This is a genomic window from Streptococcus sp. 5905 (genome assembly GCF_013276505.1).
GTDB lineage: Bacteria > Bacillota > Bacilli > Lactobacillales > Streptococcaceae > Streptococcus.
This window is the reverse complement of the sequence record NZ_VMLC01000001.1, coordinates 847,011-859,153: the sequence shown is the minus strand read 5'-3', so window position 1 is coordinate 859,153 and position 12,143 is coordinate 847,011. Positions and strand designations below refer to the sequence as shown.

The following is a 12,143-nucleotide window of genomic DNA, read 5'->3' as shown; positions in this document are numbered from 1 at the left end:
ATTTGACATTATATCACAAAAATAAAGGTAGCGTAAAATAAGTTGTATAAATACAAAAAGGAATAAATCCGTTATAGTAGAGTTATAACACATATAGTAGAGTTATAACACATTACTAGAAAGAGATTTATTACTATGACTCAGTTTACCACATATTCTCCAACGTATAAAAGCTGAGTATAGTTTAGAGGAAGAATTTTAGTATTTGTTGTTAAAGCAAAATAAAAAGCCTTAGAAATATTGATTTCTAGGGCTTTTTTAGCTCATTAACTCTATTCCCACTCAACGGTTGCGGGTGGTTTACTTGTAATATCGTAGACGATACGGTTAACGTGATCCACTTCATTTACGATTCGTACTGAAATCTTTTGAAGGACTTCCCAAGGGATCTTGGCAAAATCAGCTGTCATACCATCGATAGAAGTGATGGCACGAATGGCGATTGTGTAGTCATAAGTACGACCATCACCCATAACACCGACTGAACGAACGCCTGTGTTGACAGTGAAGTATTGCCAAATATCGCGGTCAAGACCAGCTTTGGCGATTTCTTCACGAAGGATGGCATCCGACTCACGAACAGTTTCTAGTTTTTCTTCAGTGATTTCACCCATGACACGGATCGCAAGACCTGGTCCTGGGAATGGTTGGCGCCATACGATGTGGTCTGGCATACCAAGCTCTGTACCGAGGGCACGGACTTCGTCTTTATAAAGAGTGTTCAATGGTTCAATCAATTCAAACTGCATGTCTTCTGGAAGACCACCAACATTGTGGTGTGATTTGATGGTTTGAGCTGTATCAGTTCCAGACTCAATCACGTCAGTGTAAAGCGTTCCTTGGGCAAGGAATTTCACATCTTTTAGCTTGCTTGCTTCGTCATCAAAGACATAAACAAACTCGTTACCGATGATTTTACGTTTTTGTTCAGGGTCAGAAACGCCGGCAAGTTTGTCAAGGAAACGTTTTGCAGCATCTGCTTTGACGATATTCAAACCAAACTTACCACCAAGCATGTCCATAACTTGGTCAGCCTCTCCCTTACGGAGAAGACCGTGGTCTACAAAGATACAGATCAATTGATCACCGATTGCTTTTTGAAGAAGAACTCCAACAACAGAAGAGTCAACACCACCTGATAGGCCGAGAAGAACACGCTTGTCACCTACAGTTTCACGGATTTTCTTGATCTGCATATCGATAAAGTTGTCCATTGACCAATCACCCTTAGCTTTACAGATGTTAAGGGCAAAGTTGCGAAGAATATCATTTCCGTATACAGAATGGCGAACCTCTGGGTGGAATTGGATACCATAGATATGTTTATCGGGATTTTCAATGGCTGCGTAAGGACAGTCAGCAGAAGTACCTGTACGAATAAAGTCAGCAGGAATTTCTGTAACAGCATCACCGTGGCTCATCAAAACAATCTGTTCTTCAGGAGTTCCTTCAAAGAGGGCAGAAGTAGTATGAGTAAGTGGGGATTGCCCGTACTCGCGGTTTCCAGCATCACCCGCAGGTACAACCTTACCTCCAAGTTTGTGAGTAAGAAGTTGCATACCATAGCAGATTCCCAAAATTGGAATACCAAGTTCGAAGATTTCTGGGTCAATATCAAATGAACCATCTTCGTATACAGAGTTTGGTCCACCAGAGAGGATGATTCCTACAGGGTTAATCGCACGAACCTCTGCAGCTGAGATTTTGTGACTTTTTAGCTCTGAAAAAACACCAATTTCACGAATACGGCGTGAAATCAGCTGGTTGTATTGGCTACCATAGTCCAGCACGATGATTTTTTCGACATCTTGCAAATCAGTTGAAATGTTGCTCATCTTTTTCCTTTCTCAAAAGAAATACCTTTTTCAATATTTTATCACAAATAGGGGTGAATTACCAACTAAACAAGACAAAGTTTGACTTTTTCTTAGCAAATACGGTACAATAGAGAAAATATAGAAAAGAAGTGAAAATCATGTTACCAGCTTATATGAAAATCCATGACCAGATAAAGAAGGATATAGATGAGCATCATTGGAAAATCGGAGAGAGACTTCCAAGTGAGCGAGATTTAGCGGAACAGTTTCAGGTTAGTCGGATGACCTTGCGACAAGCTATCTCTCTCTTGGTTGAGGAAGGAGTTTTGGAGCGTCGTGTAGGAAGTGGAACCTTTGTTTCTAGTACTCGGGTCCAAGAAAAAATGCGGGGGACGACCAGTTTTACGGAGATTGTCAAATCTCAGGGGAAAGTTCCTTCCAGTCAACTCATTTCTTATAGAAGAACCATTCCCAACGAGCAGGAAGTGGCAAAGCTAGGCATTTCACCAACTGAAAATATCATCCGTATGGAACGGGTACGTTATGCTGATCAAGTTCCGTTAGTCTATGAAGTAGCGTCTATACCTGAGAAATTTATTAAGGACTTCAAAAAAGAAGAGGTAACTAGTCACTTCTTTCAAACCTTGCAGGAACATGGTTACCGAATTGGCAAATCCCAACAGACCATTTATGCGAGATTGGCTAAGGAAAAGATAGCTCACTATCTGGAAGTTGAAAAAGGGCATGCCATTTTAGCCTTGACTCAGGTCTCTTATCTTGAAGATGGGACGGCTTTCGAGTATGTAAAGAGTCAATACGTGGGCGAACGCTTTGAATTTTATCTTGAAAATAACTAGTCTAGAAAGGCTAGTTTTTTGTTTTCTTAAAAGATTAGAATTGTCAAAACAATCTGTCTAGGCTTGATTTTATCTATTATTTACTATAAAATGGGAAGGAAAAACGTCAAACTTTTATATTGCAAATAGGAGAAAAAATGACAAAAACATTAAAACGTCCTGAGGTTCTTTCACCTGCAGGGACTTTAGAAAAACTGAAAGTAGCTGTTCAATATGGTGCGGACGCAGTCTTCATCGGTGGACAAGCTTATGGTCTTCGTAGCCGTGCTGGAAACTTCACCTTTGAACAGATGGAAGAAGGTGTACAGTTCGCTGCTAAGTATGGTGCCAAGGTCTATGTGGCTGCTAACATGGTTATGCACGAAGGAAACGAAGCTGGTGCTGGAGAATGGTTCCGTAAGTTGCGTGACATCGGGATTGCGGCAGTTATCGTGTCAGATCCGGCCTTGATTATGATTGCAGCAACAGAAGCACCAGGTCTTGAAATCCACCTTTCAACCCAAGCCAGTGCGACCAACTATGAAACTCTAGAGTTCTGGAAAGAACTTGGTTTGACCCGTGTGGTCTTGGCTCGTGAAGTTTCAATGGAAGAATTAGCAGAGATTCGCAAACGTACAGACGTTGAAATCGAAGCCTTTGTCCATGGAGCTATGTGTATTTCCTACTCAGGACGCTGTACGCTTTCAAACCACATGAGTATGCGTGATGCCAACCGTGGTGGTTGTTCTCAGTCTTGTCGTTGGAAATACGACCTCTACGACATGCCTTTTGGTCAAGAACGTAAGAGTCTTAAAGGTGAAATTCCAGAAGAATTTTCAATGTCAGCCGTTGACATGTCTATGATTGACCATATTCCAGATATGATCGAAAACGGTGTAGACAGTCTCAAGATTGAAGGTCGTATGAAGTCTATTCACTATGTTTCAACTGTGACCAACTGTTACAAGGCGGCTGTGGATGCATACCTTGAAAGTCCTGAGAAATTTGAAGCCATCAAACAAGACTTGGTGGATGAGATGTGGAAGGTTGCCCAACGTGAATTGGCAACAGGTTTCTACTACGGTACACCGACAGAAAATGAACAGTTGTTTGGTGCACGTCGTAAAATCCCTGAATACAAGTTTGTCGCTGAAGTGGTTGCGTATGATGATGCGACTCAAACGGCAACCATTCGTCAACGGAATGTAATCAACGAAGGTGACCAAGTTGAGTTTTACGGCCCAGGTTTCCGTCATTTTGAAACCTATATTGAAGATCTTCATGATTCTAAAGGAAATAAAATCGACCGCGCTCCAAATCCAATGGAACTTTTGACCATTAAGGTTCCACAACCTGTTCAAGCAGGGGACATGGTTCGCGCTCTCAAGGAAGGTCTTATCAATCTCTATAAGGAAGACGGAACAAGTGTCACAGTTCGTGCCTAGATAAGGAAAAGGGAATGATTCAAGCACAAGGTTTATTGGTAGATGATGAAAGTAGGTGTGTTCATTATCATAGTGTAAAGGATATCGTTTCCCTCCAGTGTTATGAATGCAAGAAATACTATGCATGCTATCAGTGTCACAATGCGATGGAGACACATTTATTTTCTCCCTACCCCTTAGCGCTTTCTGAGGATCGACCGATTTTATGTGGGGCTTGTAAGAGGACTATGACATTTCAAGAATATCAAAAACAGATAGCTTGTCCATTCTGCTCATCTCCATTTAATCCCGGTTGCAAACTTCATCATTCATTTTATTTCAAATAGACAAAAATAGATCCAAGTTTTTAAGCTTGGGTCTTTCATTTTATTTCAGAAAAATTAGTAAAAATACGGATTTTCTCACAATTAAAGGAAAAAATTTTCTATATAATAGTACTAAAAATAGTAAAATTAGAAATAAATCATCTGAAACGCTTTCAACATTAGTAAAAAGTTGACAAATCAAAATTTTAGGACTAAACTAAGTAAGTAAAAATTAAATAAAAGGAGAATTCATTATGAATTTAACATTTTTTGGTCTATGTCTTGCCTGTATGGGGGTATCCCTTGCAGAAGGTATGTTGATGAACGGTTTGTTTAAATCAGCAGCTCGCCAACCTGATATCATCCCTCAATTGCGTAGTTTGATGATCATGGGGATTGCCTTTATCGAAGGAACTTTCTTTGTAACTCTTGTCTTTTCATTTATCATCAAATAAAAAGAAGTATAAATTGGAAAAGGGAGGATTTTAGATGGAAGAAAGTATCAATCCAACCATCAATATTGGTCCTGTTACCTTTGATTTAACCTTAACAGCCTTGACCTTGTTGTCTGTGGCAGTTATTTTTGGCTTTATCTATTGGGCAAGTCGCAACATGACTGTCAAACCCAAGGGGAAGCAAAATGTACTAGAGTATCTCTACGACTTTGTAGTCGGTTTTACAGAACCTAACGTAGGTTCACGGTACATGAAAGATTACTCACTCTTTTATTTGTGTTTGTTTCTTTTTATGGTCATCGCAAATAATCTTGGTTTGATGGCAAAACTTCAAACTACAGATGGGACAAACCTTTGGACTTCGCCAACAGCAAATCTCCAGTTTGACTTGGCCTTGTCATTTGGAATTATCCTGATGACCCATATTGAAGGGATTCGTCGCCGTGGTGTTAAACAATATCTGAAAGGTTTTGTAACCCCAGGTTTTATGACTCCGATGAATCTCCTTGAAGAAGTCACGAATTTCTTATCACTTGCTTTGCGGGTGTTTGGGAATATCTTTGCCGGAGAAGTGATGGCAAGCTTGCTAATTATTCTTTCTCATCAGGCACTGTATTGGTATCCAGTCGCATTTGTTACCAATCTTGTCTGGACGGCATTTTCTGTGTTCATCTCCTGTGTACAGGCTTATGTGTTCACAGTATTGTCTTCTATGTATTTGGGACATAAAATAAATGATGAAGAAGAGTAGAAAGGAGTAACTGATGCACGTAACAGTAGGTGAATTAATTGGTAACTTTATTTTAATTGCTGGCTCCTTTATCCTTTTGATCGTCTTAGTCAAAAAATTCGCATGGTCAAACTTGACAAGTATCTTCGAAGAACGGGCTGAAAAAATCGCTGCTGATATTGATGGAGCTGAACAAGCTCGTCAAAAGGCAGAAACTCTTGCTCAAAAGCGTGAAGATGAATTGGCTGGAAGTCGTAAGGAAGCTAAGACCATCATTGATAATGCAAAGGAAACAGCTGAGAAAAGTAAAGCTGATATCCTAGCAGAAGCCAAGCTTGAAGCTGGACGCTTAAAAGATAAAGCAAACCAAGAAATTGCACAAAATAAAGCAGAAGCTTTGCAAAGTGTTAAGGGCGAGGTAGCAGATTTAACAGTAAGTTTAGCTGGAAAAATTATCTCACAAAATCTTGATGGTCATGCCCACAAAGAACTCATTGATCAGTATATTGATCAGCTAGGAGAAGCTTAATGGACAAAAAGACAGTAAAGGTAATTGAAAAATACAGCATGCCTTTTGTCCAGTTGGTGATTGAAAAAGGAGAAGAAGACCGTATCTTTTCAGACTTGACTCAAATCAAACAAGTTGCTGAAGAAACAGACTTACCTTCTTTTTTGGCTCAGGTAGATGTTGATGAGTCTGATAAGGAAAAAACAGTAAGTTACTTCAAAGACTCTGCATCACCATTAGTACAAAACTTCATTCAAGTTCTGTTGTACAATCATCGATCAAATCTTTTTTATGATGTGATTGTAGATTGTTTAAACCGTCTTGAGAGAGAGACGAATCGTTTTGAAGTAACAATTCTTTCTGCTCATCCACTGACTGACGAGCAGAAAGAACGTCTACTTCCTATTATAGAAAAAAAGATGTCTTTAAAAGTGCGTAGCATTAAAGAAGAAATCGATGATAGTTTAATCGGTGGTTTTGTCATTATCGCCAATCACAAGACAATTGATGTGAGTATTAAACAACAACTTAAAGTTGTTAAGGAAAATTTGAAATAGAAAGTGGTGTTCTTTTGGCAATTAACGCACAAGAAATCAGCGCTTTAATTAAGCAACAAATTGAAAATTTCAAACCCAATTTTGATGTGACTGAAACAGGTGTTGTAACCTATATCGGGGACGGTATTGCGCGTGCTCATGGTCTTGAAAATGCCATGAGCGGAGAGCTCTTGATTTTTGAAAATGGCTCTTATGGTATGGCTCAAAACTTGGAATCAACAGACGTTGGGATTATCATCCTTGGTGAATTTACTGATATCCGTGAAGGCGATACAATCCGCCGCACTGGTAAAATCATGGAAGTTCCTGTCGGTGATAACTTGATTGGACGTGTTGTGGATCCACTTGGTCGTCCAGTTGACGGTCTCGGAGAAATCCATACTGACAAGACTCGTCCAGTAGAAGCACCAGCTCCTGGTGTTATGGAGCGTAAGTCTGTATCAGAACCATTGCAAACAGGTTTGAAAGCTATTGATGCCCTTGTACCGATTGGTCGTGGTCAGCGTGAGTTGATCATCGGTGACCGTCAGACTGGGAAAACAACCATTGCGATCGATACCATCTTGAACCAAAAAGGTCAAGATATGATCTGTATCTATGTTGCAATTGGACAAAAAGAATCAACCGTTCGTACACAAGTAGAAACACTTCGTCAGTACGGTGCCTTGGACTACACAATCGTTGTGACAGCCTCTGCATCACAGCCTTCTCCGTTGCTCTTCCTAGCTCCTTATGCTGGGGTTGCTATGGCAGAAGAGTTTATGTACCAAGGCAAGCATGTTTTGATTGTTTATGATGATCTCTCAAAACAAGCGGTAGCTTATCGTGAGCTTTCCCTCTTACTTCGTCGTCCACCAGGTCGTGAAGCCTTCCCAGGGGATGTTTTCTACCTCCACAGCCGTTTGCTTGAGCGCTCAGCTAAAGTTTCTGACGAGCTTGGTGGTGGTTCAATCACAGCCCTACCATTTATCGAAACGCAAGCAGGAGATATCTCTGCCTATATCGCAACCAACGTAATTTCAATTACAGATGGACAAATTTTCCTTGGTGATGGTCTTTTCAATGCGGGTATTCGTCCAGCCATTGATGCGGGTTCATCTGTATCCCGTGTAGGGGGTTCGGCACAAATCAAAGCCATGAAGAAAGTTGCTGGTACACTCCGTATCGACCTTGCTTCATACCGTGAGTTGGAAGCTTTCACTAAGTTTGGTTCTGACTTGGATGCAGCAACACAGGCTAAGTTAAACCGTGGACGTCGTACGGTAGAAGTATTGAAACAACCAGTTCACAAGCCTTTGCCTGTTGAGAAACAAGTAACCATTCTGTATGCTTTGACACACGGATTCTTGGATACAGTTCCAGTGAATGACATTGTTCGTTTTGAGGAAGAGTTCCATGATTTCTTTGATGCACAACATCCAGAGATTTTGGAAACCATTCGTGAAACAAAAGACTTGCCAGAAGAAGCAGTCTTGGATGCTGCGATTACAGAGTTTCTCAATCAATCCAGCTTCCAATAAGAATAGAGGTGTCAGATGGCAGTATCTCTAAATGATATTAAAACAAAAATCGCCTCAACCAAAAATACGAGTCAAATCACTAATGCCATGCAAATGGTGTCAGCGGCTAAGTTAGGCCGCTCTGAAGAAGCAGCTCGTAACTTTCAAATTTACGCTCAAAAGGTTCGTAAACTATTGACAGATATCCTTCATGGAAATGGAGCTGGTGGTTCAACCAACCCTATGTTGATTAGTCGTCCAGTCAAAAAGACAGGCTATATTGTCATCACTTCAGATCGTGGCTTGGTTGGAGGTTATAATGCTTCCATCCTTAAAGCCGTTATGGAGTTGAAAGAAGAATACCATCCAGATGGTAAAGATTTTGAGATAATCTGTATTGGTGGTATGGGAGCTGATTTCTTTAAGGCTCGTGGTATTCAACCAATCTATGAATTACGTGGTTTGGCAGATCAACCTAGTTTTGATGAAGTTCGTAAAATTATTTCAAAAACGATTGAGATGTACCAAAACGAACTTTTTGATGAATTGTACGTCTGCTACAACCATCATGTTAATACTCTTACAAGTCAAATGCGTGTGGAACAAATGCTTCCGATTGTTGACTTGGATCCAAATGAAGCGGATGAAGAGTATAGCTTGACCTTTGAGTTAGAAACGAGCCGTGATGAGATTCTAGAGCAGTTGTTGCCACAGTATGCCGAAAGTATGATTTACGGGGCTATTATCGATGCCAAGACAGCTGAAAATGCTGCAGGTATGACAGCCATGCAAACAGCGACTGATAATGCTAAGAAGGTCATTAATGATTTGACAATCCAGTATAACCGTGCCAGACAGGCGGCGATTACACAAGAAATTACAGAAATCGTAGCGGGGGCTAGTGCCTTAGAATAAGGCTCTACCCTGTACGTATCAAAATGAACTTAGGCCCTAGGAGAACTAGGAACCGACAGTATCTTATATAGAATAGGAGAAGGAGATGAGTTCAGGTAAAATTGCTCAGGTTATCGGACCCGTTGTAGACGTCTTGTTTGCAGCAGGGGAAACACTTCCTGAGATTAACAATGCACTTGTCGTCTACAAAAATGACGAAAGAAAAACAAAAATCGTCCTTGAAGTAGCCTTGGAGTTGGGTGATGGTATGGTCCGTACTATCGCCATGGAATCAACAGATGGTTTGACTCGTGGAATGGAAGTTTTGGACACAGGTCGTCCAATCTCTGTACCAGTGGGTAAAGAAACTTTGGGACGTGTCTTCAATGTTTTGGGAGATACCATTGACTTGGATGCTCCTTTCGCTGAAGACGCTGAGCGTCAGCCAATTCATAAGAAAGCTCCAACTTTTGATGAATTGTCTACCTCATCTGAAATCTTGGAAACAGGGATTAAGGTTATCGACCTTCTTGCCCCTTACCTTAAAGGTGGGAAAGTCGGACTTTTCGGTGGTGCCGGAGTTGGTAAAACTGTCTTGATCCAAGAATTGATTCACAACATTGCCCAAGAACACGGTGGTATTTCAGTATTTACCGGTGTTGGGGAACGTACTCGTGAAGGGAATGACCTTTACTGGGAAATGAAAGAATCAGGCGTTATCGAGAAAACAGCCATGGTATTTGGTCAGATGAATGAGCCACCAGGAGCACGTATGCGTGTTGCCCTTACTGGTTTGACAATCGCCGAATACTTCCGTGATGTAGAAGGCCAAGATGTGCTTCTCTTTATCGATAATATTTTCCGTTTCACTCAGGCTGGTTCAGAAGTATCTGCCCTTTTGGGTCGGATGCCTTCAGCCGTTGGTTACCAACCAACACTTGCTACGGAAATGGGTCAATTACAAGAACGTATCACATCAACTAAGAAAGGTTCTGTAACCTCTATCCAGGCTATCTATGTGCCAGCGGATGACTATACTGATCCAGCGCCAGCAACAGCCTTCGCTCACTTGGATTCAACGACCAACTTGGAGCGTAAGTTGGTACAATTGGGGATTTATCCAGCCGTTGACCCTCTGGCTTCAAGCTCTCGAGCTCTTTCTCCTGAGATTGTTGGAGAGGAGCACTATGCAGTTGCTGCTGAAGTCAAGCGTGTCCTTCAACGTTACCATGAATTGCAAGATATCATTGCCATCCTTGGTATGGATGAGCTTTCTGATGAAGAAAAGACCTTGGTTGCGCGCGCTCGTCGTATCCAATTCTTCTTGTCACAAAACTTCAACGTTGCGGAGCAATTTACTGGCCAACCTGGTTCTTATGTACCAGTAGCAGAAACAGTTCGTGGTTTCAAGGAAATCCTTGATGGTAAACATGACCACTTGCCAGAAGATGCCTTCCGTGGAGTTGGTTCAATCGAAGACGTCATTGCTAAGGCAGAGAAAATGGGATTTTAAGAGGTGATCTATGGCTCAGTTAACTGTCCAGATCGTGACACCAGATGGCCTCGTCTATGACCACCATGCCAGCTTTGTATCGGTACGAACTCTGGATGGTGAGATGGGGATCTTGCCACGACATGAAAATATGATTGCGGTTTTAGCGGTTGATGAAGTAAAGGTAAAACGAATCGATGATGATACTCATGTGAACTGGATTGCAGTGAACGGAGGGATTATCGAGATTGCCAATGACATCATTACCATCGTAGCAGACTCAGCAGAACGCGCTCGTGATATCGATATCAGTCGTGCAGAACGTGCGAAACTTCGCGCTGAACGTGAAATCGAAGAAGCTCAAGACAAGCACTTAATCGACCAAGAACGACGCGCTAAGATTGCTCTTCAACGTGCCATTAACCGTATCAATGTCGGAAATAAACTATAATCAAAAAATGAACTTGAATTTCAAGTTCATTTTTTTAATGTGGGAAGTTGATGCAAACTGCTTCAGGAACATGGAAGTCGTTAGAAAGCTCCGCAAGACGGCCACTTTCAGGATTGCGCTTAAAGACGGTTGCATTATCAGAATCTTGGTGAACAGAAATAAGAAACTCTTGATCAGGAGTTAGGTCGAAATCACGTGGATTTTGTCCATGTGTTGGTACTATCTCTAATAATTCCAGACTGCCATCAGAGAGGATCGTATAGACTGCAATGGAATCATGGCCTCGATTGGATGCATAAAGGTATTTACCATCTTTTGAAAGACGAATAGCTGCAGTAGCATTGAATCCCTCATAGCCATCTGGTAAGGTTGAAATAACTTGCATGCGTTCAAATTCACCAACCCCATCGTAAATCAAGACTTCAATGGTACTATTTAGTTCGCAAATGAGGTAGGCAATCTTATAATGATGATGGAAAACGATGTGGCGAGCACCTGCTCCAGCTTGGCTGTGATAAGTGTAGAGTTTACTTAGTTTTCCTTCTGGGCTAACATCGTAGGTCGTTACTTCATCCGTGCCTAGATCACATGTGACGAGATACTGGTCAGGTGTTAGATCCGTAAAGTGTACATGTGGGGAAGTTTGGTTTTCATGAGGACCTTGTCCGCTATGCTGATCCAGATCTGTTTGGATGAGACTACCATCCGTTTGACGCTGATAAACCAGAACTTGACCTTTATGATAATTGGCTCCGTAAACGAGACTATGTTTTTCATCCACTGCCACATAACAATGGGGAGCGCCTTCTTCAACCACATGATTTAACAAAGTACCATCGGTCTTGTAAGCAGCGATTCCACCCAAGCCATCCTGACTCCCTACGGTGTATAAGTGTTGTTGTTGGTCAAAGGCAAGGTAGGTCGGACTTGGTTCAGCAGCAAAGAGTTCAAGATTTGCAAGCTGACCTGTTTCTGTATCAAAATCTGCCTTGTAAATCCCTTTAGATAAGCGACGAGTATAAGTTCCAAAATAAACAGTTTCTTTCATGTCCATACCTCTTAATAATGATAAGTTCATTATACCACAAAATGACAGTCTGGAAGTGTTCATTTAATCTATGTAAGCACTTTAATAAGAGTTATTTTAAATTAAA

General features: G+C 41.3%; 13 protein-coding genes. 11 read left to right on the top strand and 2 right to left on the bottom strand.

Features of this window, described 5'->3' with window-relative positions; translation table 11 throughout:
* Positions 1 to 272: 272 nt before the first annotated feature.
* On the bottom strand, positions 273 to 1,835 hold the full coding sequence (gene guaA, locus HT680_RS04230) for a glutamine-hydrolyzing GMP synthase (protein ID WP_173258463.1): 1,563 nt from the start codon (positions 1,833 to 1,835) through the stop codon (positions 273 to 275).
* A gap of 140 nt (positions 1,836 to 1,975) precedes the next feature.
* Here guaA and HT680_RS04225 point away from each other — a divergent pair, with 140 nt between their 5' ends.
* The 11 genes from HT680_RS04225 (at position 1,976) to HT680_RS04175 (ending at position 10,989) form a co-directional block, all read left to right on the top strand.
* Positions 1,976 to 2,674 carry a GntR family transcriptional regulator gene (locus HT680_RS04225; RefSeq protein WP_084946139.1) on the top strand — a complete coding sequence of 233 codons (699 nt, stop codon included), beginning with the start codon at positions 1,976 to 1,978 and terminating at the stop codon, positions 2,672 to 2,674.
* 137 nt (positions 2,675 to 2,811) lie between these two features.
* Positions 2,812 to 4,098, top strand: coding sequence for a U32 family peptidase (locus HT680_RS04220; protein ID WP_173258461.1), 1,287 nt, complete (start codon positions 2,812 to 2,814; stop codon positions 4,096 to 4,098).
* Between the two features lie 14 nt (positions 4,099 to 4,112).
* Positions 4,113 to 4,424, top strand: a complete 312-nt coding sequence (locus tag HT680_RS04215; RefSeq protein WP_173258459.1) for a CHY zinc finger protein — start codon at positions 4,113 to 4,115, stop codon at positions 4,422 to 4,424.
* 233 nt (positions 4,425 to 4,657) lie between these two features.
* The gene (locus HT680_RS04210) at positions 4,658 to 4,858 is read left to right on the top strand and encodes a F0F1 ATP synthase subunit C (RefSeq protein WP_001054555.1); all 201 of its coding nucleotides are present in this window, start codon (positions 4,658 to 4,660) and stop codon (positions 4,856 to 4,858) included.
* A 34-nt stretch (positions 4,859 to 4,892) separates the two neighbouring features.
* Positions 4,893 to 5,609, top strand: a complete 717-nt coding sequence (gene atpB / locus HT680_RS04205; protein ID WP_125847345.1) for a F0F1 ATP synthase subunit A — start codon at positions 4,893 to 4,895, stop codon at positions 5,607 to 5,609.
* Positions 5,610 to 5,622: 13 nt separating this feature from the next.
* On the top strand, positions 5,623 to 6,117 hold the full coding sequence (gene atpF, locus HT680_RS04200; protein WP_173258457.1) for a F0F1 ATP synthase subunit B: 495 nt from the start codon (positions 5,623 to 5,625) through the stop codon (positions 6,115 to 6,117).
* Positions 6,117 to 6,653: a F0F1 ATP synthase subunit delta gene (locus HT680_RS04195; protein WP_173258455.1), complete on the top strand. Its 537-nt coding sequence runs from the start codon at positions 6,117 to 6,119 to the stop codon at positions 6,651 to 6,653. Before atpF ends, HT680_RS04195 begins: the two co-directional genes overlap by 1 nt.
* A 14-nt stretch (positions 6,654 to 6,667) precedes the next feature.
* A complete protein-coding gene (atpA, locus tag HT680_RS04190) occupies positions 6,668 to 8,173 on the top strand; it encodes a F0F1 ATP synthase subunit alpha (protein ID WP_173258454.1) in 1,506 nt (501 codons plus the stop codon).
* Between the two features lie 15 nt (positions 8,174 to 8,188).
* Entirely contained in the window at positions 8,189 to 9,067 is an 879-nt protein-coding gene (locus tag HT680_RS04185) for a F0F1 ATP synthase subunit gamma (protein ID WP_173258451.1), read from the top strand.
* An 85-nt stretch (positions 9,068 to 9,152) separates the two neighbouring features.
* A complete protein-coding gene (atpD, locus tag HT680_RS04180) occupies positions 9,153 to 10,559 on the top strand; it encodes a F0F1 ATP synthase subunit beta (RefSeq protein ID WP_173258449.1) in 1,407 nt (468 codons plus the stop codon).
* A gap of 10 nt (positions 10,560 to 10,569) precedes the next feature.
* Positions 10,570 to 10,989, top strand: coding sequence for a F0F1 ATP synthase subunit epsilon (locus HT680_RS04175; RefSeq protein ID WP_000068036.1), 420 nt, complete (start codon positions 10,570 to 10,572; stop codon positions 10,987 to 10,989).
* A gap of 34 nt (positions 10,990 to 11,023) precedes the next feature.
* Here the strand turns inward: HT680_RS04175 and HT680_RS04170 are convergent, their stop codons facing one another.
* On the bottom strand, positions 11,024 to 12,037 hold the full coding sequence (locus HT680_RS04170; RefSeq protein WP_173258447.1) for a lactonase family protein: 1,014 nt from the start codon (positions 12,035 to 12,037) through the stop codon (positions 11,024 to 11,026).
* Between the last annotated feature and the right edge of the window lie 106 nt (positions 12,038 to 12,143).

Coding starts and splice junctions, on each gene's coding strand:
- guaA (WP_173258463.1), bottom strand. CDS start 1,835: ATGAGCAACATTTCAACTGATTTGCAAGATGTCGAAAAAATCATCGTG.
- HT680_RS04225 (WP_084946139.1), top strand. CDS start 1,976: ATGTTACCAGCTTATATGAAAATCCATGACCAGATAAAGAAGGATATA.
- HT680_RS04220 (WP_173258461.1), top strand. CDS start 2,812: ATGACAAAAACATTAAAACGTCCTGAGGTTCTTTCACCTGCAGGGACT.
- HT680_RS04215 (WP_173258459.1), top strand. CDS start 4,113: ATGATTCAAGCACAAGGTTTATTGGTAGATGATGAAAGTAGGTGTGTT.
- HT680_RS04210 (WP_001054555.1), top strand. CDS start 4,658: ATGAATTTAACATTTTTTGGTCTATGTCTTGCCTGTATGGGGGTATCC.
- atpB (WP_125847345.1), top strand. CDS start 4,893: ATGGAAGAAAGTATCAATCCAACCATCAATATTGGTCCTGTTACCTTT.
- atpF (WP_173258457.1), top strand. CDS start 5,623: ATGCACGTAACAGTAGGTGAATTAATTGGTAACTTTATTTTAATTGCT.
- HT680_RS04195 (WP_173258455.1), top strand. CDS start 6,117: ATGGACAAAAAGACAGTAAAGGTAATTGAAAAATACAGCATGCCTTTT.
- HT680_RS04185 (WP_173258451.1), top strand. CDS start 8,189: ATGGCAGTATCTCTAAATGATATTAAAACAAAAATCGCCTCAACCAAA.
- atpD (WP_173258449.1), top strand. CDS start 9,153: ATGAGTTCAGGTAAAATTGCTCAGGTTATCGGACCCGTTGTAGACGTC.
- HT680_RS04175 (WP_000068036.1), top strand. CDS start 10,570: ATGGCTCAGTTAACTGTCCAGATCGTGACACCAGATGGCCTCGTCTAT.
- HT680_RS04170 (WP_173258447.1), bottom strand. CDS start 12,037: ATGAAAGAAACTGTTTATTTTGGAACTTATACTCGTCGCTTATCTAAA.